Source organism: Halomonas sp. hl-4, assembly GCF_900215475.1.
Taxonomy (GTDB): domain Bacteria; phylum Pseudomonadota; class Gammaproteobacteria; order Pseudomonadales; family Halomonadaceae; genus Vreelandella.
Map to the genome: position 1 here is coordinate 2,646,157 of NZ_LT907845.1, position 26,164 is coordinate 2,672,320.

Consider the following 26,164-nt stretch of genomic DNA (forward strand, 5'->3'; position numbering starts at 1 on the left):
TCATGCGCATTCTACTGGTAGAGGACGATGCAAGTTTGGCGTCCGGAATACGCTTGGCGCTTAAGCCTGAAGGGTACACGGTTGACCATCTCAGCGATGGAGTGAGTGCCCGTTCAACACTGCTGGAAGGTGTTCCCTTCGATGCCGTAATACTCGATCTGGGGCTACCCCGCCTGGATGGCATCGCCGTACTCAAAGCCGTTCGCCTTCAAGGTAGCCAAATACCGATCCTTGTGCTGACCGCCCGGGATGCGATTAATGAGCGCATAGCTGGTTTGGATGCAGGTGCCGACGATTATTTAATCAAACCATTTGATGTCACCGAACTCACCGCCCGCCTTCGAGCGCTACTTCGGCGCAGCCAAGGTCAAACCAGCACGCTGTTGGAGTGCCAAGGGGTACTGCTTAATCCAATCACCCTCAAGGTGAGTTATCAAGGCCAAGAGGTCGCGCTTTCGCGCCGCGAACTGACATTATTACAGGAATTTATGAGCCATCCTGGGCGTGTTTTCACTCGTGATACCCTAGCCCAGTTGGTGTATGGATGGGATGAAGATGTCGAAAGTAATGCCATTGAAGTCCATATTCATCACTTGAGGCGCAAGTTTTCCCCCCATGTCATACGCACAGTGCGTGGCATTGGTTACGTGATGGATAAATCCGGATGAGCTCGATTCGATACCGCACCCTCACATTGGTGCTGCTGGTCTTCGGCCTCAGCACACTGGTGATTGGCATGATTAGCTATCATTATGCCGCGCATCAAATAAGCGAGCTTTCCGATGCCCGGCTTGCGCAACATGCGCGCTTTCTCGAAGGAATGATTCAATCACCTGAACTGAGTGACCAGCGTAGCGAGGTGCTGAGCAATCTTGAAAATGCGTTAAAGCGTTCTGAACCAGCCGATTCTTTCAACGGACACCGCTACTCAAGCCAGCTTGCCTTTAAACTATGGGAAGAAGATCAGCTATTGCTAAGCTCTTCTGATGCCCCTGATATAAAACCCAGCCAGCAAACCACTGGCTATTCTGACCTCACTATTGATCAGCAGGCATGGCGGATTTATGGCCTGAATAACGCAAATACGGATCAGCGGATTATCGTTGGTGAGCGCGAAAATACCCGTGGGGAACTGATTCGTTCGGTCGCCCTACGTACCTTATTACCCGAGCTTATAGGGTTACCCATGGTGGCCTTACTGTTGTGGTGGTGCATCGGCTGGGGGCTCGCGCCGTTGTCGCGAATGGCCGAGCAGACACGCGCTCGCGGGCCGCATAACCTTCAGCCCGTGTCACTCACATCACTCCCCCAAGAGTTAACGCCGATTGCCGGCGCATTAAATCAATTGCTGGAGCGTATCCGTCAGATACGCATACGCGAAGAACGTTTTATTGCCGATGCCGCCCACGAATTACGCACCCCGCTCGCCGTGTTGGATCTGCATGCGCAAAATGCGTTAAGCACCGATAGCCGTGAAGATCGTGAAGAGGCGCTTAATCACCTCCGCGATGGCGTTACCCGCGCCACCCGTGTGGTCAGCCAGTTGCTTGCACTGGCCCGTTTAGCGCCTGAAACCGAGCTACAACGCCACTACCGCCCATCCAACTTGCTCACCGAGGCGCGTGAAACCCTCGCCGAACTCTCGCCCCTGGCCGCAGAGCGCCAACAGCAGGTGACCTTGCATGCCGACGAATCGCTGGACTGGCATATGCAAACAGAGCCCGGTGCCGTTGAAACCGTGTTGCAAAATATTGTGGGTAATGCTTTTCAGCACACACCCAATAATGGCGTTATCGATATCGCTTTAAGCGCAACCACTCACCACGTCACACTCTGTGTGGATGATCAGGGCCCGGGTATCCCGGAACAGGCTTACTCACGGGTGAGAGAGCGTTTCCAACGTGCCGGGCCCGGCGCTGGAGCAGGTTTAGGGTTATCCATTGTTGACCGCGTCGTTAAGCGCCATAACGGCGAATTCACCATGACAAACGCTCCCCAGGGCGGCTTACGTGTTCGTATTACGCTTCAACGCTTCCCTTCTCAATCCTTCTCTTAGCAGCTCTTAAGGTTGCCATAAGAATTCCGTGCAAATGTGAAGTAACCAAAGAACGTATTTTGTTATTTATTACCTCACTTAACGCAGGCATTCTGATGAACCAAATGACATTTTCACCCAAACCCTTAATTCAATTAGGGTCGACCCCGTCGCTGGTCGTACCGAAAAAGCAGCCATTATCGCCGAGTAGCCCTGCCACGAGTGTTCTGACCGATTTTAGCCAAGTACTTCCCCAGTGGATTGAGGTAGATACGCCGGTTGATCAGGCTCATCAAAAAATGCGCTACGCGGGGGTGCGGTTGCTGTTTGTTATGGATAGCCATGACCACTGCATTGGCGTGATCACGGCTAAAGAATTAATTGGCAAAAGACGCATCAACATTGCCATGCAGCAACGCCAATTAAGCCGAGAAGACGTGACGGTCGAAATGGTCATGACACCCTGGCATAAGTTAAGCGCTATGCCATTTAACCAGCTGTCATCGCTTAGCATTGAGGATTTAGTGCTGTCGATGGAAAGCTTTACGGATCAACACTTGCTGATTATCGAGCATAATGATCGCCACGAGCCCAGCATTCGCGGCATTATTTCAGCAACCGATATTCAAGCGGCCATTGGTAAGGCAATCACTAGCATACCGATGGCGCAAAGCTTTGCTGATATTTGTAAGGTCGTGACCGGGCACGATATTTGATTAATCGTCTCATTTTATCCCGCCCGCTCGTCGATACGAGCGGGCGGTTGCGTTTCTGAGGCTAAAAAAGCCCTGCATTTAACCAAACATGGGTCAAAATACTGGCGATATAGCCCAGCATAATGGCCGGTGCCCAACGCAGATGTCGGGCAAAGGTATAGATGCCCCGGGCCTGCCCCATGAGCGCAACACCCGCGGCAGAGCCCATCGATAGTAAACTGCCCCCAACGCCCGCCGTTAGCGTAATTAGTAGCCAATTACCTGTAGACATATCAGGCTCCATCGAGAGCACCGCAAACATTACCGGGATGTTATCCACCACCGCTGAAATCAGCCCCAGCACCACGTTGGCCCACACTGGGTTCCAACTGCCGTAAAGCGTTTCCGAGAGCAGACCAAGATAGCCGATGAAACCTAAACCACCCACACACATCACCACACCGTAGAAAAATAGCAGTGTGTCCCACTCGGAACGGGCAATCCGACTAAAGATATCGAAGGGGACCACACCGCCCAGCTGTTCGAGTTTTTTCCAATCGCCGCGGCGTGAATAGCGTTCACGCTTGCGTTCAAGGGAGCGCGGCAAGCTGCGGCGCAGGTAATAGCCAAAGAACTGCAGCAGACCAAGGCCAAACATCATGCCCATGGCGGGGGGTAAATGCAGCACAGAGTGACAGAGAACGGATATCGCGACGGTGATTAAGAACAGCACGACGATACGCCGCGCACCGCGCTTGAGCCACACGCTTTCCGAAAGTGATTCCGGTTTTCGATTGCGGATAAAACAACTCATGATCACCGCGGGCACCATGAAATTCACAACCGCCGGCACAAACAGCTTGAAAAATTCGCCAAACGCCACTTGGCCAGCCTGCCAAACCATCAGCGTTGTGATATCGCCGAAGGGGCTGAAAGCGCCACCGGCATTGGCGGCCACCACCACGTTAATACAGCAAAGGCTGATAAAGCGGTCATCGCCTTCGGCCACTTTCAGTACCACGGCGCACATCAGCATCGCCGTGGTCATGTTGTTGGCAATCGACGAAATACCAAACGCTAAAACACCGGTAATCCAGAACAGGCTACGGTAGCTAAACCCCTTGCGTACCAGCCAGGCACGCAACGAATCAAACACCCGCCGTTCTTCCATGGCGTTGATATAGGTCATCGCCACCAGCAAAAACAGTAATAGTTCGGTGTACTCCAGCAGCGTTTCGCGAAACGCCGTTTCCGCTTCCTCGGGCAGCCCCGCCTGAACGTAAACCCAAGCCACCAATGCCCAAATCAAACCAGCGGCGACCAATACCGGCTTTGACTTGCGCATGTGCAACAGCTCTTCGGCCATCACTAATGCATAAGCGAGCACGAAAATAGCCACGCAAAGGATACCTGCGACGGAGCGGGTCAGATCGAGAGATCCGGCAGCGGCATAAGACAAAGAAGGAACAGCGAGACAGCAAAATGCAAACAACAGGCACATCGCTCGGCGGCTATAGCGCCCAGCGATGTGGTAATCGGGTGGTTTCATAGCGAAAAAATCCCTGCGGTAGATCGGAGGAAGGATAAACCGCCATAATAATAAGCTGCCTAATGGAATGTGGCAATGCAACATTGCCAACAACGGTTGACCACAGCCGACAAAAACGCCGAACTGTGGCCAAGGATCCTGTTTACTCTACCGTGACGCTTTTCGCCAGGTTGCGCGGCTGATCCACATCGGTGCCTTTAAGTACCGCTACGTGGTAACTCAGCAGTTGGAGCGGCAGCGTATACAGCAGCGGGGTCAGCGCTTCGTGGATATGCGGTAAGCGCAATACGCGAATGTCGTCGCGTTCTTCGATACCCACCTGCTCATCGGCAAACACAAACAGCTGCCCGCCGCGCGCGCGCACTTCCTGCAGGTTCGACTTAAGCTTTTCGAGCAGATCATCGTTAGGTGCCACCGAGATCACCGGCATATCGGCATCCACCAGCGCCAACGGTCCGTGCTTGAGCTCACCGGCGGGATAGGCTTCCGCATGGATATAGGAAATTTCTTTGAGCTTAAGCGCCCCCTCAAGGGCTACTGGGAAGTGAGCACCACGGCCCAAAAATAGGGCATGGTGTTTTTCGGCAAACGCCTCTGACAGTATTTCGATTGCCGGGTCTAGCGCCAGTACCTGCTGGCAAAGCGCGGGTAAGGTTTTTAACGCCGAGACAATATCAGCGTGATGATCATGACAGCCATGCACCCTGCTGATCGCCAGTGTCAGCAGCATTAGCCCAATAAGCTGGGTAGTAAAGGCTTTGGTCGAGGCAACCCCAATTTCGGGCCCTGCCCGGGTCATTAGGGTCACATCCGATTCACGCACTAACGAGCTGCCCGGTACGTTACAAATCGCCAACGTGCCAACGTAATTCAGTTGTTTTGCATAACGCAGTGCGGCCAGGGTATCGGCGGTTTCACCAGATTGGGAGAGCGTGACGAACAGCGTGCCCTCGGGTACCACGGGGTAACGGTAACGATACTCGGAGGCGACTTCTACCTGTACCGGAATGCCGGCGTAACGCTCCAACCAATAGCGAGCGACCAGGCCAGCGTGATAGCTGGTGCCACAGGCAATAATATGAATTTGCTTGGTGGATTGGAAAATGGCTGGGGCATCGGGACCAAAGCTTTCCACCAATACGTGATCGTCGCTTAAACGCCCTTCAAGCGCAGCCCGAATCACCTCGGGCTGCTCAAAGATTTCCTTGAGCATGAAATGGCGGTAGTCGCCTTTACTCGCCGCGCCATCGCCATGTTCAAACGTTTGGATCGGCCGTTCAACCGCTTTTCCATCGCGGTCGACGATACGAATAGCACCCTGCTCGCGCAGTTCGACCAGATCCCCCTCCTCCAGATAGATGAATCGGTCGGTTACCTGGAGAAGGGCCAGCGGATCAGAGGCTAAAAATGCTTCGCCAATCCCGACGCCCACCACCAGGGGACTACCCTGCCGTGCCCCGACAACTACGCCCGGGGCGTTGGCGCTCATCACACCCAGCGCATAAGCGCCGCCCAAGCCGTTAACGATCTGCTGGGTGGCATCAAATAAACTAAGCCCGCTATCCAGCTTCTCAGTTAGTAAGTGAGCAATAACTTCGGTATCGGTTTCTGAGGTAAAACGGTAGCCACTGGTTTGCAGCCGTTCTTTAATGGCTTCGTAATTTTCGATAATGCCATTGTGAACAACAGCAACCTGCTCACCGCTGTGGTGAGGATGGGCGTTGTCTTCGGAAGGCTTGCCGTGAGTGGCCCAGCGGGTATGGGCAATGCCTGCTTTACCGGGCAATCCGACTGCCTCCAGCTTGCTGGATAACGCCGCCACCTTGCCTACCGCCCGATGGCGCGTCAGCGCGCGCCCGTCGAACACCGTCATGCCCGCCGAGTCGTAGCCGCGGTATTCAAGACGTTTCAATCCTTCCAGTAAGATGCCCTGGACGTTGCGCTGGGCAACGGCGGCCACAATGCCACACATAACAGCTCTCCTGAGTTATTCATCCAATGCGCGGAAAAGGTAAACCGGCTAAATTGGAATATGAATACATCCTTTTAATGATTCTTAGCACTAGAGTCTGTGCTTCCGCGCGGACGTTGCCAATCGCTTTTCTCAAATTGGCGCCCTCGCGACACGGCCAGGGCGTGATCGCTGACGTCCTTGGCGATGGTGGAACCAGCCCCCACCGTGGCCCCTTCCCCAATGCTCACCGGCGCCACCAAGGCGGTATTAGAGCCGATAAAGGCATGATCACCAATCGCTGTGTGATGCTTGTTCGCGCCATCGTAATTGCAGGTGATCGTGCCCGCGCCCACATTGACGCCACGTCCAAGACTGGCATCACCTACGTAACTCAAATGATTGATTTTGCTGCCTTCACCCACATCAACGTTTTTCGTCTCAACAAAGTTGCCGACTTTTGCCTTAACCGCTAAACGAGTACCGGGTCGTAGCCGTGCAAAGGGCCCAATCTGGTTAAGCCCGGCGGCTACGGTGGTGTCGATAACGCTGTGGGAATCCACTACGCTTTCTGCGCCGATGGTGCTATTTTTAATCACGCAATAAGGGCCAATGCGCACACCCTCGCCTAACTCAACCTCGCCTTCAAACACGCAGCCCACGTCGATAAACACATCGTGACCGCAGGTAAGCTTGCCACGTACATCAAGCCGAGCCGGGTCCGCTAATGCAACGCCCTGGGCCATCAGTTTTTCGGCCACTCGGGCTTGATAGGCTCGCTCCAAGCGCGCCATTTGAGCACGGTTATTTACCCCTTCGACCTCAATGGTAGTGGCAGGTTGAGCGGTAGACACTTTAACGCCCTCACTTGCCGCCATGGCAATTACATCGGTGAGGTAGTATTCACCCTGGGCGTTATCTGCCGAAAGCTGGGGCATCCAGCGTTTCAATTGTTCACTGGTCATCGCCATCATTCCAGTGTTGCACTCAGTAATGGCAAGCTGTTCCTCAGTAGCATCTTTCTGTTCGACAATCGCCACCGCCTCGCCTTGTGTATTGCGCACAATGCGACCATAGCCGTTGGGATCATCCAATGTGACGGTTAACAGCCCCATTTGCTGGTCATCCACCTGCGCCAGCAAGGCCGCCAGCGACTCGCGGTGAATTAACGGTACGTCACCGTACAGCAACAACACCTTGCCGCTGCCCAATTGCGGCAGCGCTTGGGCGACCGCATGACCCGTGCCTTTTTGCTCAGCCTGAACAGCAAATTGGACAGGATAATTAACCAGCGCCTCACGCAATTGCTCTGCACCGTGACCAATCACAACATGGGTGCGGGCGGGGCAAAGCCCAGCGGCCGTGTCGAGCACGTGCTGGACCATTGGTTTGCCAGCCAGCGTATGCAGCACCTTAGGCGTCTGAGAACGCATTCGGGTACCTTTACCGGCCGCGAGAATGACAATATCGAGTTCTTGCATGTTAATCACCTGTCGCGGTTTCACGATCGTCCGCGCGGGCAGACGCAATCTCTATGTCTAACGATTCGATGAGTTCATCACCAAAATGCTGAGCAAAGCCAGGGCTCGCTACACTTCGCCATTTATCCCCCTCGCGGATCAGCATCAGAACATTCAAATCATGCTCACTAGCCAAATCCATGCCTTCTTCATCGCCCGCCACCATTAGCGCGGTCGCCCAACCATCGGCCCAGGCGTTAGAGGGATGAAAGACCGAGACCGATGCTAAGTCGTGGGTAATCGGCTTGCCATTACGCGGATCAATGGTGTGCGAATAGCGCTTTCCATCGGCTTCAAAATAGTGCCGATAATCGCCTGATGTGGCCACCGAAATCGAATCAAGCGGCAGGACATGTTCGGCGCGCTGCTCACCATTCTCAGGCACCTCAATGCCGATGCGCCACGCCGTTTGCTCATCTATATTGCGATAGCCGCGGGTAATCAAATCACCGCCAAGATTGACCAGGTAGTGCTCTATTCCCTGTTGATCCAAGTATGCAGCGACGCGGTCGGTGGCATACCCTTTGGCGATGGCCGAAAGATCGACAAACACATCCCGGGTTCGCCGGGCTTCAAGCGCTTGCGGGTCGAGGTCTATAGCATCAAAGCCCACCCGCCCCAGCCGTTCGTCAAGCTCTTGATCGGAAGGCACTTCTTCAGGGCGAGCCTCGGGACCAAAGCTCCACAGGTTGACCAAATCGCCAATGGTAATATCGAAGGCGCCATCGCTTGCCTCGGCAATCGACTGACTAATCGCCATCACGTCAATCAGCCCGTCGGATAACGGTTGCCATTCGCCTAGCGGCGCTTGGTTGAAGGCCATTAGTTCGGCATCGTCGCGGTAGGTGGACATGGACTGGTCAACGCTTTCCAGTTCCTCTTCGATACCCGCTTCAAGCTCGTTGACCTGCCCTTGAGTAAGCGGATCCGCCATGGTGACTTGATAGAAGGTGCCAAATATATTGCCTTCTAGTTTGACTGGCGATTCCAGCGGGCGGTCCTCTTCTGAACAGCCCGTCAATGCTATCAGCAGTAGCACGATCAACCCGTAATAGCTTTGCAAAGAACACCCTTGCTGCATCGTAGTTACCCCACCCTAACCATGAAAAAACCATAGCAGCCAAATGCCAAAAAGCACGCGATATAACACGAAGGGTTGCATCCCCAACCGTTTGATCAGCGCCAGGAAAAAATGAATACACGCATACGCGCTTAACCCCGAAAGCAGCGTCCCGGCTAGCATCGCCGAACCATCAACTGGATTGGGTTGGCCAATGAGCTCTATTGCCTCTAGGCCGCCAGCCAACACAATCACCGGAATAGACAGCAGAAAGGAAAAACGCGCCGCGCCCTCGCGGCTCATCCCCAGCATCAGCGCAGCGGTCATGGTAATGCCCGAGCGCGATGTGCCGGGAATCAATGCCAATACCTGAGCCGCGCCAATCAACAGGGCATCTCTGAAAGTCAATTGATACTCGCTACGCGACCCGCGTTTTTGCCAATCAGCGTAGCCCAGCCAAAGGCCGAAAAATACCAGGCTCAAGCCGATAATCAGCGTAGACCGCATATGTTCTGCCACCACATCGCGCATTAAAAATCCCACCGCGCAGACTGGCAGCGTGGCGAGGATAACCCAGACGGCCAAGCGCGCATCGCGGTCGATGCGTTGGCCTTTCAGGGCGGCGAGACAACTCGACACCATCTGCCATAGTTCGTGGCGAAAATAGACGACCACCGCCGAAAGACTGCCCAAATGCAGCGCCACATCAAAGGCCAGCCCCTGATCTTCCCATTCGGTGAGCACAGGCACCAAAATCAAATGGGCAGAGCTGGATACCGGCAGAAATTCAGACACCCCCTGAACCAGTGCTAATACCACGATCTGAAGCCAATCCATTGCTATTCCTCATTTACTCCCGGTTGAGGGGATACATCGGCGATTAAGGATACACATCCCGGGCAAACTTGTCCGCCGTTAGCATTTGTGGCTAATAAAAACCGGTTCAATCAAGGACTATAGAGCGCGTAGGTGAGTGCGCTACAATGGGGCCTACTATTAGCTAGTGTGCGTCCCTACAAGGTACCTCATGACTCAAAGCGTCGACTCATCGGTTGTCCAAGACCCGCAGCTGCAAACCCACGAGGCAAAGCGCGTCACGTATATTGGCGCGTGGCTGGATGCGTTATTGGGCGTCATAAAACTACTGATAGGCTTTTGGGTAGGGTCCGCTGCGTTAATCGCCGATGCCGTCCATTCCTTTTCGGATTTGGTCACCGATGGTTTTGTTTTAACGGCGATTCATTACGGCCGTCAAGCGCCTGATGAAGACCACCAGTACGGTCACGGACGCATTGAAACTCTCACCACACTGTTGCTCGGCAGTGTTCTGATCTTCGTCGCGGGGGGGATTGCCTGGTCAAGCTTGGATCGGCTGTTTAGTGGTGCGCACGTTTCCGCCCCCGGGCTGATCGCTATCCTGGTTACCATTGTCGCCTTATTCGCTAAGGAATGGATTTTCCGCTACACCATGCAAGTCGCCAAGCGGGTTGGCTCTAAGTTGCTTGAGGCGAATGCTTGGCACTCGCGCAGCGATGCGCTCTCCACTGCGGTGGTATTAATTGCCCTGCTCGGTGCCCAGTTTGGCCTAGGCTGGTTAGATGCGGTTGCCGCCATCATTGTCGGTTTACTGGTCGGTAAAGTTGGTTGGGATTTGCTGTGGGAATCTGCCCGCGAGCTGGTCGACACTGCGCTTCCCGAAGATGCCCAACAGCAAATGCACGACGTTGCATGCGCCGTACCTGGGGTGGACAGCGTGCACGACCTGCGCACCCGTCAGTCCGCTGGCTGGGTAATGGTCGATTTACATATTGTGGTCGGCCCCAAGATTACCGTCTCGGAGGCCCACGAAATTGGCAATGAGGTGAGCCGCCGCCTGCGCCATCAGTTCCCGGCGTTAACCGATGTCATCTTCCATATTGACCCGGAAGACGACGCTGGTGAAGGCGACCCAAGCCGTTTGCCCGGCTTACCGTTGCGCCCAGAAGTAGAGGCAGAACTCGATGCGCGATGGTACAGACATCCGGTTTGGCGAACGCTTAGCGAGCTACAGCTGCATTACTTGGACGATAAAATATCGGTGTCGTTGATCATTGGCGATGCCGTCCATCAGCCGCCCCAATGCCTCGCCAGCCAACTAAAAGCGCTAGCCAGTGATATCGAATGGTTAGGGCACGTGGAAGTCATGTTTATTACCCGCGCTGCCAGCCACACCATGCAGTAAATTACGGCTAGCTTACACAGGGGCCAAGACGGCTGTGGCAATGCTGAAATAAATTAGTACGCCTGACGCATCAATCAGCGTTGTCACTAGCGGTGCCGACGCCGTCGCAGGGTCCACCTTAAAGCGTTCCAGCACGAACGGCAGGCACATGCCGATTAAGCTGCCAAAAAGCACGATAGTCACCATGCTGAACGCAACAATAATGGCCACCGCCTCGCCGCCGCGGAAAATCCCAATCGGGGTGACCGCAATTGCCATGGTGATGCCGAGAGCGCCAGCCACCAACAGTTCCCGCCCGAGCATTTTCCCCCAGTCTTTTACGCCGACATCGCCGGTCGCCATACCACGCACCATCAAGGTAGCTGCCTGAGCACCCGCATTACCGCCACTGCCAATCAACAACGGCAGAAAGAATACCAGGGCGACCTGAGCCGCAATGGTGTCTTCGAAATAGGCAATCCCCGCGCCGGAAAATAGATTGGCAAACACCAGCAGTACCAGCCAGAACACCCGTTTGCGATAAAGGCTCCATAGCGGCACGCGACTTACACCATCTTCCAACTGGCCGATGGACATCCCCTTGTGGATATCTTCGGTGGCTTCCGATTCTGCTACGTCCATGGCGTCATCGTGGGTCACAATACCCACCATCCGGCCATCGGCATCTAACACCGGCAGTGCCAACAGGTCATAACGCGCCACAATTTTGGCAACTTCTTCCTGTTCTTCATCCACGGGGGTGCTGATCACGTCCTTGATCATGATGTCGTCGACCAGCGCTCCGGGGCGCGCGACCATCAGCTGTCGCAGCGACATGGTGCCAATCAGTTGACCTTCGCTGTCCAGCACATAGAGCTGGTAGACAGTTTCTGCGTCAGGAGCGGTCTGGCGCACGCGCATCATGGCCTGAGACACCGTCATGCCGCTGGCAATGGCCACGTAGTCCGAGGTCATGATGGCCCCGGCGGTACCCTCTTCGTAGCTGGCCAAGCGCTTAAGGTCTTCCCGCTCCTGGTGGGCCATGCGCCGCAGCAGCGCTTCACGACGGTCTTCATCAAGCAGGTTGAATAGGTCAGCACGCTCATCGGAACCCATTTCTTCCAGCAGCTTGAGTACATGGGTATCCGAGAGCCCTCCTACTACCTCGAGCTGGCTTTCCCCCGGCAGATAGCCCAAGACATTGGCGGCGCGCTCGGTGGACAAAATATCGAGTAACGCTAACGCCTCGGCTAGCGCTTCCTCTTCTTCGATTAAATCTTCCAGGATTTCGCCGATATCCGCCGAGCGGATCTCGGACAAACGTTCGGCCAATAACGCGTTGTCTGGTGTATCCTTTTCAAGCTCGTCAAGCAGCTCGGCTTTTAGTGCTTGTAAGGTTTCATCGTTCAATGACATGGCATTCCCCTTTTCGCTGACGCGCTACACCGCCGACATTCCTTTTCGCCAGATTGCGTTTGCCATACTAGCAGACAAAAAAAACGCCCCTTAAACCCTATAGTGGGTTTAAGGAGCGTTATTGTGCACGCTAAGCGTGACGGTTAGCCTTTACCCGCTTTTTTGCGCAGTTGCTGAATCGTTCGCAGCTGGGCAACGGCTTCGGCAAGTTCCGCGGCAGCCCGGGTATAGTCGAGCTCCGAGGACTTGTCATTAAAGGCTTTCAGCGCTTGCTGACGCGCTTCTTCTGCCGCGGCCTCATTGAGGTCACTGGCACGCGAAGCAGCGTCGGCCAAGACGGTCACGAGGTTGGGCTGAACTTCCATGAAGCCACCCGTCACGAAGAAGTGTTCTTCTTCGCCGCCATCGTGAATCACCCGTACCGGCCCAGGCTTAAGTTCCGTCAACAGCGGAGCGTGTCCGGGTAAAATACCCAGATCGCCCGTGATGCCAGACGCAACCACCATCTCGACCGATCCCGAGTAGATGGACGCTTCAGCGCTGACGATATTGCAAGTGAAGCTATTCGCCATAGCGAATCCCCCTAATGGACGGGATTACTTCTTCATCTGGTTGGCTTTTTCGACCGCTTCGTCGATGGAGCCGACCATGTAGAAGGCCTGTTCCGGCAGTTCATCATACTCACCCGCGAGGATGCCCTGGAAGCCACTGATAGTGTCTTTCAGCGACACGTATTTACCCGGAGAACCGGTGAACACCTCGGCTACGAAGAACGGCTGCGACAAGAAGCGCTGGATTTTACGCGCACGAGCAACGGCCAGCTTATCTTCATCAGACAGCTCGTCCATACCCAAAATCGCGATAATATCCTTCAGTTCCTTGTAGCGCTGAAGCACGTTCTGCACACCGCGAGCCACGTTGTAGTGCTCTTCACCGACCACAAGCGGGTCCAACTGGCGCGAGGTGGAGTCCAGCGGGTCGATCGCCGGGTAGATACCCAGTTCGGCAATAGAACGTGCCAATACCACGGTGGCATCCAGGTGCGAGAAGGTGGTCGCCGGTGATGGATCGGTCAAGTCATCCGCCGGCACGTAGACGGCCTGTACGGAAGTGATCGAACCGGTTTTGGTCGAGGTGATACGTTCCTGCAGAACACCCATCTCTTCGGCGAGTGTCGGCTGATAACCTACCGCTGACGGCATACGACCCAACAGTGCGGATACTTCGGTACCGGCCAGGGTGTAGCGGTAGATGTTATCGACGAACAGCAGAACGTCGCGGCCTTCATCACGGAATTTTTCCGCAATGGTCAGGCCGGTCAGCGCTACGCGCAGACGGTTGCCGGGAGGCTCGTTCATCTGACCGTAAACCAGCGATACCTTATCGATAACGTTGGATTCGGTCATTTCATGATAAAAGTCATTACCCTCACGTGTACGCTCACCCACACCGGCAAATACTGAATAGCCGCTGTGCTCGGTGGCGATGTTACGGATAAGCTCCATCATGTTAACGGTTTTACCGACACCGGCACCGCCGAATAGGCCGACCTTACCGCCCTTAGCAAATGGGCAAACCAGGTCGATAACCTTAATACCGGTTTCCAGCAGCTCTTCAGACGCTGCTTGGTCGGCATAGCCAGGTGCCTTGCGGTGAATCGGCATGCGTTCTTCTTCGCCGATGTCGCCCGCTTCGTCGATGGGCTCGCCGAGCACGTTCATGATACGGCCCAGTGTGGCTTTACCCACCGGGACCGAAATTGCAGCACCTGTGCTGGTCACGTCCATGCCACGCTTTAAGCCCTCAGTGGAGCCCATGGCGATGGTGCGCACCACGCCGTCGCCCAGCTGCTGCTGGACTTCGAGGATGGTCTCTACATCAGAGACCTTCAGCGCGTCGTAGACCTTGGGCACAGAGTCCCGCGGAAACTCTACGTCAATCACCGCGCCGATGATTTGTACGATACGTCCGCTCATCTTGGTTCCTCTCAAAAACCTGCAAATGAAACCTGTCTGCCGGGAGCCGTCTTCAAAGATCAGCTTCCCTTGGCGTTATACGGCCGAAGCGCCGCCGACGATCTCGGAAATTTCCTGGGTAATGGCGGCCTGACGGGCCTTGTTATAAACCATTTCCAGATCGTCAATCAGATTGCCCGCGTTATCGGTAGCACTCTTCATGGCGATCATTCGGGCGGCCTGTTCGCACGCACCGTTTTCCACGACCGCCTGATACACCTGCGATTCAATGAAACGAACCAGCAGGCTATCCAACAACGCCTTAGCATCCGGCTCATACAGGTAGTCCCAGCTTCCGGGACGGGCGTTTTCTTCGTCTTGCTCAGCGTCTTCGCCAATGTTGGTCGACAGCGGAAGTAGCTGACGTACCACCGGGTGCTGAGTCATGGTGTTAACGAACTCGTTGTGCACCACATACAGACGGTCAATTCGGCCTTCATCGTACGCTTCGAGCATGACCTTAATACTGCCGATCAACCCTTCGACCGTCGGGGCCTCGCCTAATCCACTCTTGGCAGCAACCAGGTTGCCCCCGTAGTTGCGGAAAAAGCCGCTGGCCTTCGAGCCCAGGGCGCAGAAGTCCAGCCCAGCGCCTTCCTGATGCCAGGCCTTGGCATCTTTCACCACGGCCTTGAACAGGTTGTGGTTCAAACCGCCGCACAAACCGCGGTCAGTAGACACCACAATGTAACCGACCCGCTTCACCTCGCTCCGCTCAAGCATATAATCGTGCTTATACTCGGGGTTGGCGTCGGCAAGGTGGCTGACCACGTTGCGGATCTGCTTGGCGTAAGGCTGGCTAGCCTTCATCAGCTCTTGCGCTTTACGCATTTTCGACGCAGCCACCATTTCCATGGCACTGGTGATTTTCTGCGTATTTTTAATGCTCCCAATCTGGGTGCGTATCTCTTTTGCAGCTGCCATAGCGATCTACCTTTCGTTCGTGGCTCTCAGAAAGCATGCTAGCCCACCCGGCGGGCAGGCCGTGTGCATTACCAGCTCTGAGTCGCCTTGAACTTCTCGAGACCCGACTTCAAGCCGTCTTTAATCTCATCGTTGTAGTCGCCGGTCTGGTTGATCTTGTCGAGCAAATCGCTGTGCTCAGACTTCATGTAATCGTGCAAGGCACGCTCGAAGTCCAGCACTTTATTTACTTCGACGTCATCCAGATGACCTTCGTTGGCGGCATAAAGCGTAAGCGCCATCTCGGCTACTGACATCGGCGAGTATTGGTGTTGCTTCATCAGCTCGGTAACACGCTGACCGTGCTCAAGCTGCTTACGCGTGGCTTCATCAAGGTCAGACGCAAACTGCGAGAACGCTGCCAGTTCACGGTACTGAGCCAAGGCCAGACGTACACTACCGCCAAGCTTCTTGATGATTTTGGTCTGCGCCGAACCACCCACACGCGATACTGAAAGACCCGCGTTGATCGCCGGACGAATACCCGAGTTAAACAGGTTGGTTTCCAGGAAGATCTGACCATCGGTGATCGAGATCACGTTGGTCGGAACGAATGCGGAAACGTCACCACCCTGGGTTTCGATGATCGGCAGGGCGGTTAAGGAACCGGTCTTGCCTTTCACTTCGCCGTTGGTGAACTTCTCAACGTAGTCGACGTTGACGCGCGCAGCACGCTCAAGCAGACGTGAGTGGAGATAGAAGACGTCACCGGGATAGGCTTCACGGCCCGGCGGACGGCGCAACAGCAGCGATACCTGACGATAGGCAACGGCCTGCTTGGAAAGATCGTCATAAACGATCAGCGCGTCTTCGCCACGGTCGCGGAAATATTCGCCCATGGTGCAGCCAGAGTAGGCAGCGAGGAACTGCATGGGTGCCGGATCGGCAGCGCCAGCGGCCACAATGATGGTGTGATCCATGGCGCCGTGCTCTTCGAGCTTGCGCACCACGTTGGCAATGGTCGACTGCTTCTGACCAATGGCAACGTAAACACAGGTCACGCCCTTGCCTTTCTGGTTGATGATCGCATCAATGGCAATGGCGGATTTACCGATTTGGCGGTCACCGATGATCAGCTCGCGCTGGCCACGACCAATCGGCACCATGGAATCGATGGACTTCAAACCGGTTTGGATCGGCTCGTCAACGGATTGACGGGTAATAACGCCTGGCGCCACTTTCTCAACGGCGTCAGTCATTTTGGCGTTGATCTCGCCTTTACCGTCGATGGGATTACCCAAAGCGTCAACCACGCGTCCAATCAGCTCGGGGCCAACCGGTACTTCAAGGATGCGACCGGTACACTTAGCGGTCATGCCCTCTTCAAGTAACAGGTAGTCGCCCAGTACCACGGCACCCACGGAGTCACGCTCCAGGTTGAGTACCATGCCAAAGACACTGTTGGGAAATTCAATCATTTCACCAAACATCGCGTCTTCGAGGCCGTGAACTTTCACGATACCGTCGGAAACGCTGACGATGGTGCCCTGATTACGGGCTTCAGATGCGACGTCAAGCTTCTCAATTCGCTGCTTGATGATGTCGCTGATCTCGGAAGGATTCAGTTGCTGCATGCCATGTCCCTCAAACTCAAGCGGTTAGCGCTTCGGAAAGGCGGTTCAATCGACCACGTACCGACCCGTCGATGACGGTATCGCCAGCACGCAGGATGACACCGCCAATAAGCGATTTATCCACCTGAGTGGTAATGGAGATTTCGCGATTCAGACGTTTCTTGAGCGCGTTCGATAGCTTGGTTTTCTGCTTGCTATCAAGCTTATAGGCCGATGTTACCGTGACCTCTACCCGCTGTTCATGTTCGGCGCGCAGGCGCTCAAACTGATTAGCGATATACGGCAACGCATTAAGCCGACCTTCGTCTGCCAGAGTGTCCAGAAACCGCCGCAGGGCGTCGCCGCCGTCTTCTTCGGGTAACATACCCACTAGCAACTCGGCCTTTTGCTCAGCTTCTAACTTCGGACTGCTCAACAGCCGATGCACATCATTGTGGGTGACGGCTTGGCTCAATAATGCAAGCGCTTTTGACCAGCTATCCAGCGCCTCATGATCACGCGCATATTCAAACGCCGCCTTAGCGTAAGGACGAGCGACGGTCAGTAATTCCGCCATGATTCACCTCCTTACAGTTCGGCAGCAAGCTCATCAAGTAACTTGCGATGGGCTTTCTCGTCGACCGACGCTTCCAAAACTCGCTCAGCGCCAATAATGGCAAGGTGAGAGACTTGGGCACGAAGGTCCTCTTTAGCGCGGTTCACTTCTTGCTCGATCTCGGAACGAGCACTTGCCACCAGGCGCTCACCTTCAGCGCGGGCCTGATCGCGGGCTTCCTCAACGATCTGAGCAGAACGCTTGTTGGCCTGCTCGAGAATTTGAGACGCCTGTTCCTTGCTCTCACGCAGGGTTTGCTCAGCCTTCTCTTGGGCGACTTCGAGATCGCGAGAAGCACGGCTTGCTGCGTCCAGGCCATCAGCAATTTTTTTCTGGCGCTCATGGAGCGCGTTGCTGATCGGAGGCCACACATACTTTATGCAAAACCAGACAAAGATCGCGAAGGCGATCGTCTGTCCGATTAGCGTCATGTTGATATTCACAGGAATGTACCTCTGACAAGTTCGTGGCGACCGGAGTGAAACAAAACCGAGCGGACTAGCGCCCGGTTAGGCGTCATTAACCGGCAACAACGAAGATCAGGTACATTGCGATACCCACACCGATCATCGGTACCGCATCCAACAGACCCGCCATCAGGAAGGTTTTGGTTTGCAGTTGGTCGGCCATTTCCGGCTGACGGGCTGTCGATTCGATCAGTTTGCCACCCAGGATAGCAAAGCCTATGCCCGTACCCAGGGCACCCAGGCCAATCATAATCGAAGCGGCAATGTAGATAAGTTCCATGGTAAAGCTCCTAGTTTTTCACGTTAAAGGTCAAGGGTTGAGGTTAAGGGTTAATGTGTTGCAAGCATTGCTCGGGTTAGTGATGTTCGTGTGCTGCGCTCAGATACACCACAGATAGCACTGTGAAGATGAAAGCTTGTAGTACGACAATCAAAATATGAAAAATGGCCCATGGCACATCCAGCACCCAGATAGCCCAGAATGGCAGCATGGCGATCAAAATAAAGATGACTTCCCCGGCGAACATGTTACCGAATAGACGCATCGCCAAACTAAACGGTTTAACTAGCAAAGCGACAATTTCCAACAATAGATTGAAGGGAATCAACGCCCAATGATTAAACGGGGTGAGTGACAGCTCTTTAGCAAAACCACCGGCACCCTTTACCTTGAAGCTGTAGAAGAGGATCAACCCGAAAACGCCCAATGCCAATCCCAGCGTGGCGTTTACATCGGTAGTGGGTACAATTTTCATGTAGTCCACGCCAAGCTTACTGAACAACACAGGAAAATAGTCGACCGGGATAATCTTTAGAGTATTCATAAAGAGAATCCACACGAACAGTGTCAAGGCGAGGGGAGCGATGATTGGGTTATGCCCTTTGAAGGCTCCACTGATCATGTCCTCGACAAATTCAACCACCATTTCAACAGCATTTTGCAGACCACTAGGTACACCGGTGGTGGCCATTTTCCCCGCTTTGCGGAAAATCCAGATAAACAGCAAACCCATGGCAATCGACCAGCCCATGGTGTCTAGGTGAATCGCCCAAAAGCCCATTTCACTTGCTTCTTCCGCTGAATGGGCAAGCGACCAGCCATTCTCGGGGTGGTTGCCAAAGGTTAAGTTCTGCAAGTGGTGCTGGATATAGTAAGTCGATGAGACTTCGTTTCCTGCGGCCATAGACTTGTCACCTCAATAAGTTGCGCAGTTCTCTAGGCATTAGCCAAGGTGCTAACCAATGCATTAGAACAACCACGACATAAGCACTAAAAAATAAAGCGGGGTTTGAGGGGGGTACGGTAATGAAAACTGCTGCAAACAGTACCACCGTCAAACCAAACTTGCCTGCTTCGGCGCGAAATAGCCTGAGCGCGTTGCGCGACGCGGGGGCGCGCTTCTGGAAAATTGCCATCCGCTGGACAAAAAATACGTGGGGTATAAAAGCCACCAACGCCCCCAACGCCACTGATATTGCGCCGCTACTGTCGATCACTATCAGTGCTAGCAGCGTACCAACTGCTGCAACCAGCAGTTGAGCCACTATTAGCCGAATGACATACGCCTGCCGTCGTAACGTTTCCAATCGCTGCATGTCATTCTGGCCCATTTAAATACGTTCACAGGCATGAACATCCTTGGGCAGCCTGCACAAATCTTGCGCGATTATAGGGAAGGGCTATCACACCTTCAACCGAAGTTGCGCGTATTTCGCGCGTTCAAGCGGTGACTTGCGACCAAAGGTGGAAAAATTAGCCATCTTAACCGGATTATTAATAAGCTTGCTTATTAATAAATAATAAGTCTGCTATTTAATATGTCCCAAGATGCCATCTAGTTCTTCCAAACTGGTATAGCGAATGGTGACTTTACCTTTGCCTTTTTGGCCATGGTCGATGGATACCGGTGCACCAAGTAATTCACCCAGCTGTGTTTCTAAGCGTGTCACGTCAGAGGTTTTGGTCTGGCGCCGTGGCGTCGAAGAGGCTTCAGGCTGATTTTGAACCTTTTTAACTAACGCTTCAGTGGCGCGCACGGTAAGGTCGTTATTGACCACTTCGTGGGCCACTTGGCGTTGCTGAGCGCTATTCAGGGTTAGTAGCGCACGGGCATGCCCCATATCCAGATCACCACGCTCAAGCAGTGTTTGGACCTCGTTGTCCAACGCTAGTAGGCGCAGCAGGTTTGCGACCTGGGTACGTGATTTGCCTACCGCATCTGCCATCTGCTGCTGCGTTAATTCAAATTCATCGCCGAGCCGTTTGAGCGCCATGGCTTCTTCAATAGCATTGAGGTTTTCGCGCTGAATGTTTTCAATCAGCGCCAGCGCCAAGGCCACTTCATCGCTGACCTCGCGGATAACCGCCGGGATGACATCTAATTCAGCGAGTTGAGCTGCCCGCCAGCGGCGCTCGCCGGCCACAATCTCATAGCGGTTTTCGCCGATTGGACGCACAACAATGGGCTGCATAACCCCTTGTGCACGGATAGAGTCGGCTAACTCCTCCAGCGCTTCCGGCTGGATATCGCGACGCGGTTGGTACTTGCCCCGCGTTAACTGGCCAAGCGGTAAACGTTCGAGGCGCTCCTGGCTCTGTGGAGTGGCCGCTTCTGCAGTGGCATCACCCGACGGCGCTGGGGGTGAACCCGCAGCCAATTCAAGGCTGTCGCGGCGGCGGGCACCAGCACCAATCAGAGCATCCAAGCCACGTCCTAGTGCGGGTTTACGCGTCATGGGCATTCCCTCGTGATAAATAGATCAGTCGTCGGTGATTATAGCGCGAGTCGGCGAATTAGCTCTTTTGCTAACACACGGTAGGCCTGGCTGCCGCGAGAGAAGCGCGCATACTGAGTAACCGGCAGACCATGGCTAGGCGCTTCTGCCACTTTAACGTTACGCGGAATCGTGGTTTTTAGCAGCACATCGCCAAAATAGTCACGCAACTGCTTGTCGACCTCACGGGTCAGACTAGTGCGTTTGTCGTACATGGTGCGCAAAATGCCGGAGACGGCTAGATCAGGGTTAATGCTCTGTTTAATCTGCTCGACCGTATCCAACAGTGCCGAGAGGCCTTCCAGTGCGTAAAATTCACACTGCAGCGGAATCAACACGCCATGCGCCGCCGTTAACGCATTCACTGTCAGCATATTAAGCGAAGGCGGACAGTCAATAAGTACCACATCGTATTGCGGTAAAACGCTCGTCAGCGCCGTGGTTAAGCCGCTTTCACGCTGGTCTGAATGCATGAGTTCGACTTCCGCCGCGGTCAAGTCACCGTTGCTGGGTAGCACGTCATATTTCACTGGTGGCTTTCGAACAATCGTTTCGGCAGCACTCGCCTCACCCAACAGGACATCGAGAACGCTTTTTTCCAAGCTGTGCTTGTCGATACCACTGCCCATACTGGCGTGTCCTTGCGGATCAAGATCCACCAAAAGCACTCGACGGTCGAGTCCGGCGAGACTCGCCGCCAAGTTAACGGCTGAGGTGGATTTGCCCACGCCGCCTTTTTGGTTGGTCAGGGCAATGATCTGGCTCACTTACTCAACTCCTTGTGGGGTCAGAATCAACAGCTGTCGCTCGGCCGTCTCGAAAGGAACATTTAGCGTGTGTCTTGCGTGAAGCTGAATGCCGTCCGGCAGGTCGCGTAGTTCATCATTGGCGCCCGGGCCTTTCATCGCCAGCCACTGTCCTTCGTCAGTAGGAAGCTTGCGCGTCAGGTTAACAAAATCCACCAAGCTGGCGAATGCACGCGAAATCACTTGATCAAAGGTGGTGTTAGCGAACTGTTCCACACGCGCTTGAACGGGCGTCACATTGGACAACCCCAATTCCATCACCGCTTGGCGTTGAAAACGCACTTTTTTGCCGTTGCTATCCAATAACGTGACAGATAACTCAGGTTTAAGAATCGCTAATACCAATCCCGGAAGTCCTGGGCCAGCGCCCACATCGAGTAGTTTAGGGCCCATGACGAACGGCAGCACCGCGGCACTGTCGAGTACGTGGCGTGACACCATGTCATTAACATCGCGTACAGCAGTGAGGTTATAAGCCCGGTTCCACTTGTGCAAGAGCGCAAGCAAGCCCAGCAACTGGTCACGCTGATGGGCCGTAACGGGTGTACCTAATGCGCTGAGCCCTTCCTCCAGCCGGATTATCACTGGGCTGGGTATACTGGACAGCAGCGTCGCTATCCCACTCATCCGTTGGCCACCGCAGACGTCGATACCAGCCGACGCTTCTTGAGATGAACCAGCAGGATCGACACGGCGGCGGGGGTAACCCCTGAAATACGCGCGGCATGGGCAAGGGTTTCCGGCCGCGCCTCGCTTAATTTCTGACGAATTTCGTGGGACAAGCCTTCAACCCGCTGGTAATCCAGGTCAGCGGGCAGTGGCATGGCTTCATGCCGCTTAAGCTTGTCGATCTCGTCCTGCTGCCGATCGATGTAGCCTTGATACTTGGCCTGGATCTGGACTTGCTCGGCAACGGCTTCGTCGGTAACCGGTGCTCCTTCCACCCCGGGCAGCGTCGTCAAGGTCGCATAATCCAACTCTGGGCGTTTTAGCAGGTCACTTAACCGATACTCGCGGTTCAACGGTTGGCCTGTGTACTCGGCAACGCTTGCCGCGGCGGCACTTTTCGGCTGTATCCAGATGCTGGCAAGGCGAGCCGTTTCGGCTTCGATCGCCTCACGTTTCTGGCTGAATGCCGACCAGCGTTCATCGTCCACCAACCCGAGTTCACGGCCTTTCTCGGTCAGTCTCAGGTCGGCATTGTCCTCGCGCAGCAACAGGCGGTATTCCGCACGTGACGTGAACATGCGGTAGGGCTCTTTGGTGCCCATGGTAATCAGGTCATCGACCAACACCCCAAGGTAGGCTTCATCGCGCCGTGGATGCCATGAATCCAGTTGCTTGGCACGACGTGCCGCATTCAGACCTGCTAGCAAGCCCTGGGCGCCTGCCTCTTCGTAACCGGTCGTGCCGTTGATCTGACCGGCAAAAAACAGGTTGTGGATAAATTTGGTTTCCAGGGAATGGTACAAATCCCGTGGATCAAAGAAATCATATTCGATCGCATAGCCTGGCCGGGTGATATGTGCGTTTTCCAGCCCTTTGATCGAGCGAACTACCTGAAGCTGTATATCGAACGGCAACGAGGTGGAAATCCCGTTGGGGTAAAGCTCGTGGGTATCCAGACCCTCAGGTTCAATAAATATCTGGTGGCTCGATTTATCGGCAAAGCGATGAACCTTGTCTTCAATCGACGGGCAATAGCGTGGACCGATGCCCTCGATAACGCCGGAATACATCGGTGAACGTTCAAGGTTCGCCATGATGATTTCATGGGTGCGCTCGTTGGTGTGTGCAATATGGCAGCTCATCTGCTCGGGATGCATATCCCTCGAACCCAGGTAAGACATCACGGGTGTTGGTGTGTCGCCGGGCTGCTCTTCAAACTGAGAAAAATCAACGCTTTTGGCGTCAATACGCGGCGGTGTTCCGGTCTTTAGCCGATCAACCCGGAAGGGCAGAGCACGTAGTCGCTCAGCCAGCGCGTTTGACGGTGGATCGCCGGCTCGTCCACCGCGACTTTGATCCAACCCAATGTGAATCACGCCGCCGAGGAATGTGCCCGTCGAGAGCACCACGGATTCTGCATGAAAGCGGATGCCGGTTTCCGTTACGACACCACGAACGGTGTCGTTATCCACAATCAGATCCCCCGCTGCTTGCTGGAAAATCGTTAAATTTGACTGATTTTCCAACATGCCGCGGATAGCCGCTTTGTAGCGAACGCGGTCAGCCTGAGCCCGGGTTGCTCTGACTGCAGGCCCTTTGCGGGCATTCAGGACACGGAACTGGATGCCACCTAAATCCGTGGCAAGCCCCATAGCGCCACCCAATGCATCAATTTCCTTAACCAAATGGCTTTTGCCAATCCCTCCAATGGCCGGATTGCATGACATTTGACCTAGGGTCTCGATGTTGTGAGTTAGCAACAGGGTTTGACAGCCCATACGAGCAGAGGCCAATGCGGCTTCAGTTCCCGCATGGCCACCGCCGATGACAATCACGTCAAAGCGGTCGGGGTAATTCAAGAGACACCTCGTCTTGTGCCTTGGGGCACGAATGAGTTGAGTCGGTGCGCAAGCACCTTAATCCAATAAGGGCGCAAGTATAAACCCCCTGTGGGTAACCGTCAGGTTTTTCCACACCCTGATTCGTTCATCTGTCATTATTAATAACAACATAAATATAAAATAAGAGAAGTTCTGTTAATGTTGTAATTACTAGTGTGGATAAAATCTGTTGATAAACGTTTTAAGTTCCATATTATCAGCTAGTTACGTTGTTGACTTATACATGATTAAACGGCGTACTAACTGAGTAGAAGCGGTGTTCACCCTGTGGATGAAACCTTGTCTTATCCACCGATGTTGCTGTGCACGCTTTGTCCACCGCTACATACCTGGGTTGTTACCGCACCTGTGAACAAATCGGTGGGGATAGCATTAATGCCGCTGAAGCGCTGCATGGTGCAAGGTAGGCAATGATTGTGGTGGGTTATCAAAAAACTTTATCCACAGGCAAAAAAATGGCCTGTGATCATCACAGGCCATTAAATGTTGTCTGTTTAGCAGTGTTTGGGTCGCTCAGTGCTTGAGTACTCGTGCTAAAAAAGACTGTGTGCGTTCGTGCTGGGGTGTATCAAACAGCTGTTCAGGAGGTCCTTGCTCGGTAATTTTGCCCTGATGAATAAACACCACCCGGTCGGCGACTTCACGAGCAAAGCCCATCTCATGAGTGACAATCACCATGGTCATGCCTTCTTTAGCCAGTTCGCGCATGGCATCCAGTACTTCACCAATCATTTCCGGGTCAAGGGCCGAGGTTGGCTCATCAAACAGCATGAGGCGAGGCTCCATAGCCAGGGCACGTGCTAATGCCACGCGCTGCTGCTGGCCGCCTGAAAGCTGGTTAGGGTACTTGTACGCTTGGTCGAAGATGCCGACTCGTTCAAGCAGGCGTTTGGCGGTTTCAACGGCGTCAGACTGGCTCCAGCCGCGTACTTTCATGGGGGCCAGGGTAATGTTGTCGATAACGCTTAAATGAGGGAATAGGTTGAACTGTTGGAACACCATGCCGACTTCGGTGCGGATGGTTTGTAGTGCCTTGCCGCTTTTACCGTTGGGAAGCAGTTCGTTGCCGTCGACCTCAAGCGAACCCGCTTGGAATTCCTCCAACCCATTGATACAGCGAATTAAGGTAGATTTACCTGAGCCACTTGCGCCGATAACGACGACCACTTCGCCTGGCGTAATTTGCATATCGATGTCTTTTAGTACGTGCAGGCTACCAAAGTGCTTATTGAGCTGCTGCATGCGCACAATTTGCTGGGGCTTGTCGTTCATTGTGCGTCTCCTTATTGGCCTACTACGCCTTTGCGCTCAAGCTGGCGCAAGATAATCGAAAGTGTCCAGGTGATAGCGAGGTACATGAGGGCGACCATGAGATAGACCTCCATCGCGGTGAAGGTGCTGGAAATATATACCTGCCCCTGGCGGACCAGTTCGCCAACACCAATGACCGAAAACAGAGATGTGTCTTTGATGCTGATGATGCCTTGGTTGCCTAGCGGAGGGATCATTCGGCGGAGCGCCTGCGGCCATATGACGTAACGAAACGCCTGGGTGCGCGATAAACCAAGCGATAAGGATGCTTCACGCTGGCCGCGTTCGATGGACTGAACACCACCACGCACAATCTCAGAAATATAGGCACCTGAGTTAACGGCAATCGCAGCAATACCGGCCACCAGGGCATTGATGGGGCCGCCAAGAATTTGCGGTAGACCGTAGAAGATAAACAGCACCTGAACCAGTATGGGCGTACCGCGAAACACTTCGACATAGACGATAGCGGGCCAGCGCAGCCAGCGAAACGGGCTGATACGCAGCAGGCCAAAAAAGATGCCGATAAAAAAGCCGATCGCGAGCCCGCCAAAGGAAATCAGCAGGGTATAGGGGATCCCCGGCAACAGATGGGGAATCGAGTTAATGGTGGCTGCCCAATTAAACTCAAAGCTAGGTTCCACGCGCGTTCTCCTGAGAGA

The 26,164-nt window shown here is 54.2% G+C and carries 25 protein-coding genes; 4 read left to right on the plus strand and 21 right to left on the minus strand.

Going from position 1 to position 26,164, the window contains the following annotated elements; genetic code table 11:
* The first annotated feature begins 2 nt into the window (after nt 1–2).
* The 3 genes from CPH17_RS12525 to CPH17_RS12535 all read left to right on the plus strand — a co-directional run bounded on the left by CPH17_RS12525 (nt 3) and on the right by CPH17_RS12535 (nt 2,751).
* A complete protein-coding gene (locus CPH17_RS12525; RefSeq protein ID WP_074398150.1) occupies nt 3–668 on the plus strand; it encodes a response regulator transcription factor in 666 nt (221 codons plus the stop codon).
* Nucleotides 665–2,056 carry an ATP-binding protein gene (locus CPH17_RS12530; protein ID WP_074398149.1) on the plus strand — a complete coding sequence of 464 codons (1,392 nt, stop codon included), beginning with the start codon at nt 665–667 and terminating at the stop codon, nt 2,054–2,056. The genes CPH17_RS12525 and CPH17_RS12530 overlap by 4 nt, the downstream gene beginning before the upstream one ends.
* A 95-nt stretch (nt 2,057–2,151) precedes the next feature.
* Complete coding sequence (locus tag CPH17_RS12535) at nt 2,152–2,751, plus strand: CBS domain-containing protein (RefSeq protein WP_074398593.1); 600 nt, start codon at nt 2,152–2,154, stop codon at nt 2,749–2,751.
* A 61-nt stretch (nt 2,752–2,812) separates the two neighbouring features.
* Here the strand turns inward: CPH17_RS12535 and nhaD are convergent, their stop codons facing one another.
* From nhaD to CPH17_RS12560, 5 genes are all read right to left on the minus strand, one after another.
* Nucleotides 2,813–4,279 (minus strand): sodium:proton antiporter NhaD, encoded by a 1,467-nt coding sequence (gene nhaD, locus CPH17_RS12540; protein ID WP_074398147.1) that lies wholly within the window; start codon nt 4,277–4,279, stop codon nt 2,813–2,815.
* Between the two features lie 142 nt (nt 4,280–4,421).
* Nucleotides 4,422–6,251, minus strand: coding sequence for a glutamine--fructose-6-phosphate transaminase (isomerizing) (glmS, locus tag CPH17_RS12545; RefSeq protein ID WP_074398145.1), 1,830 nt, complete (start codon nt 6,249–6,251; stop codon nt 4,422–4,424).
* Nucleotides 6,252–6,325: 74 nt separating this feature from the next.
* Nucleotides 6,326–7,711 carry a bifunctional UDP-N-acetylglucosamine diphosphorylase/glucosamine-1-phosphate N-acetyltransferase GlmU gene (glmU, locus tag CPH17_RS12550; RefSeq protein WP_096299738.1) on the minus strand — a complete coding sequence of 462 codons (1,386 nt, stop codon included), beginning with the start codon at nt 7,709–7,711 and terminating at the stop codon, nt 6,326–6,328.
* Nucleotide 7,712: 1 nt separating this feature from the next.
* Nucleotides 7,713–8,813: an FAD:protein FMN transferase gene (locus CPH17_RS12555; protein WP_441316752.1), complete on the minus strand. Its 1,101-nt coding sequence runs from the start codon at nt 8,811–8,813 to the stop codon at nt 7,713–7,715.
* Nucleotides 8,814–8,846: 33 nt separating this feature from the next.
* A complete protein-coding gene (locus tag CPH17_RS12560; protein WP_074398140.1) occupies nt 8,847–9,647 on the minus strand; it encodes an undecaprenyl-diphosphate phosphatase in 801 nt (266 codons plus the stop codon).
* 190 nt (nt 9,648–9,837) lie between these two features.
* Here CPH17_RS12560 and CPH17_RS12565 point away from each other — a divergent pair, with 190 nt between their 5' ends.
* Nucleotides 9,838–11,031, plus strand: coding sequence for a cation diffusion facilitator family transporter (locus CPH17_RS12565; protein ID WP_074398139.1), 1,194 nt, complete (start codon nt 9,838–9,840; stop codon nt 11,029–11,031).
* A gap of 12 nt (nt 11,032–11,043) precedes the next feature.
* On the opposite strand, the gene mgtE is transcribed toward CPH17_RS12565, so the two are convergent.
* The 16 genes from mgtE to CPH17_RS12645 all read right to left on the minus strand — a co-directional run bounded on the left by mgtE (nt 11,044) and on the right by CPH17_RS12645 (nt 26,146).
* Complete coding sequence (gene mgtE / locus CPH17_RS12570; protein ID WP_074398138.1) at nt 11,044–12,426, minus strand: magnesium transporter; 1,383 nt, start codon at nt 12,424–12,426, stop codon at nt 11,044–11,046.
* A gap of 143 nt (nt 12,427–12,569) precedes the next feature.
* On the minus strand, nt 12,570–12,998 hold the full coding sequence (locus CPH17_RS12575) for a F0F1 ATP synthase subunit epsilon (RefSeq protein ID WP_074398136.1): 429 nt from the start codon (nt 12,996–12,998) through the stop codon (nt 12,570–12,572).
* A gap of 24 nt (nt 12,999–13,022) precedes the next feature.
* Complete coding sequence (gene atpD, locus CPH17_RS12580; protein WP_074398134.1) at nt 13,023–14,402, minus strand: F0F1 ATP synthase subunit beta; 1,380 nt, start codon at nt 14,400–14,402, stop codon at nt 13,023–13,025.
* 75 nt (nt 14,403–14,477) lie between these two features.
* On the minus strand, nt 14,478–15,365 hold the full coding sequence (atpG, locus tag CPH17_RS12585; protein ID WP_074398132.1) for a F0F1 ATP synthase subunit gamma: 888 nt from the start codon (nt 15,363–15,365) through the stop codon (nt 14,478–14,480).
* 68 nt (nt 15,366–15,433) lie between these two features.
* Complete coding sequence (gene atpA / locus CPH17_RS12590) at nt 15,434–16,978, minus strand: F0F1 ATP synthase subunit alpha (RefSeq protein WP_074398130.1); 1,545 nt, start codon at nt 16,976–16,978, stop codon at nt 15,434–15,436.
* Nucleotides 16,979–16,994: 16 nt separating this feature from the next.
* Nucleotides 16,995–17,534, minus strand: a complete 540-nt coding sequence (locus CPH17_RS12595; protein ID WP_074398128.1) for a F0F1 ATP synthase subunit delta — start codon at nt 17,532–17,534, stop codon at nt 16,995–16,997.
* Between the two features lie 11 nt (nt 17,535–17,545).
* The gene (locus CPH17_RS12600; protein ID WP_074398127.1) at nt 17,546–18,016 is read right to left on the minus strand and encodes a F0F1 ATP synthase subunit B; all 471 of its coding nucleotides are present in this window, start codon (nt 18,014–18,016) and stop codon (nt 17,546–17,548) included.
* A gap of 76 nt (nt 18,017–18,092) precedes the next feature.
* On the minus strand, nt 18,093–18,320 hold the full coding sequence (gene atpE, locus CPH17_RS12605) for a F0F1 ATP synthase subunit C (protein ID WP_074398125.1): 228 nt from the start codon (nt 18,318–18,320) through the stop codon (nt 18,093–18,095).
* A 76-nt stretch (nt 18,321–18,396) separates the two neighbouring features.
* On the minus strand, nt 18,397–19,224 hold the full coding sequence (atpB, locus tag CPH17_RS12610) for a F0F1 ATP synthase subunit A (RefSeq protein ID WP_074398123.1): 828 nt from the start codon (nt 19,222–19,224) through the stop codon (nt 18,397–18,399).
* 7 nt (nt 19,225–19,231) lie between these two features.
* A complete protein-coding gene (locus tag CPH17_RS12615) occupies nt 19,232–19,651 on the minus strand; it encodes an ATP synthase subunit I (protein WP_331712942.1) in 420 nt (139 codons plus the stop codon).
* A 198-nt stretch (nt 19,652–19,849) separates the two neighbouring features.
* Nucleotides 19,850–20,776, minus strand: a complete 927-nt coding sequence (locus tag CPH17_RS12620; RefSeq protein WP_074398121.1) for a ParB/RepB/Spo0J family partition protein — start codon at nt 20,774–20,776, stop codon at nt 19,850–19,852.
* Nucleotides 20,777–20,814: 38 nt separating this feature from the next.
* Nucleotides 20,815–21,582, minus strand: a complete 768-nt coding sequence (locus tag CPH17_RS12625) for a ParA family protein (RefSeq protein ID WP_074398120.1) — start codon at nt 21,580–21,582, stop codon at nt 20,815–20,817.
* Nucleotides 21,583–22,248, minus strand: coding sequence for a 16S rRNA (guanine(527)-N(7))-methyltransferase RsmG (gene rsmG, locus CPH17_RS12630; protein WP_074398118.1), 666 nt, complete (start codon nt 22,246–22,248; stop codon nt 21,583–21,585).
* Nucleotides 22,245–24,149 carry a tRNA uridine-5-carboxymethylaminomethyl(34) synthesis enzyme MnmG gene (gene mnmG / locus CPH17_RS12635; protein ID WP_074398116.1) on the minus strand — a complete coding sequence of 635 codons (1,905 nt, stop codon included), beginning with the start codon at nt 24,147–24,149 and terminating at the stop codon, nt 22,245–22,247. Before mnmG ends, rsmG begins: the two co-directional genes overlap by 4 nt.
* 555 nt (nt 24,150–24,704) lie before the next feature.
* Entirely contained in the window at nt 24,705–25,463 is a 759-nt protein-coding gene (locus tag CPH17_RS12640) for an amino acid ABC transporter ATP-binding protein (RefSeq protein WP_074398115.1), read from the minus strand.
* Between the two features lie 11 nt (nt 25,464–25,474).
* On the minus strand, nt 25,475–26,146 hold the full coding sequence (locus tag CPH17_RS12645; RefSeq protein ID WP_074398113.1) for an amino acid ABC transporter permease: 672 nt from the start codon (nt 26,144–26,146) through the stop codon (nt 25,475–25,477).
* Nucleotides 26,147–26,164: the final 18 nt, after the last annotated feature.